The sequence below is a fragment of the Endothiovibrio diazotrophicus genome (genome assembly GCF_054657215.1).
The window spans coordinates 1-221 of sequence record NZ_BAAHXB010000395.1 but is presented as its reverse complement, the minus strand read 5'-3'; the positions used below and the strand labels follow the sequence as shown (position 1 = coordinate 221).

Sequence of the window (221 nt, the reverse complement as noted above, 5' to 3'; positions counted from 1 at the left end):
GAGAGCGGAGAGGACCCACACGCCGCCGTCGCGGTAGTCGCTGACCAGGGCGGTGATCGCTCCGTCGGCGGCGTCACCGAAGGGTTGCAGATGGAGCAGGGGGATGCCGTCGCGGTCGATCCGGACCAGTCCGCTCCCCTCGCCGACCCACACGCCGCCGCTGCCGTCGATGGCGAGGTGGTGGCCGCCGATCCCGTCCCGCTCGAAGACGAGCTGCCCGC

The 221-nt window shown here is 72.9% G+C and carries 1 protein-coding gene; it reads right to left on the bottom strand.

What is annotated here, in order from left to right:
• The coding region (locus ACYQ2W_RS26950; RefSeq protein ID WP_459874238.1) for a hypothetical protein at nt 1-221 on the bottom strand (221 nt) is incomplete at both ends.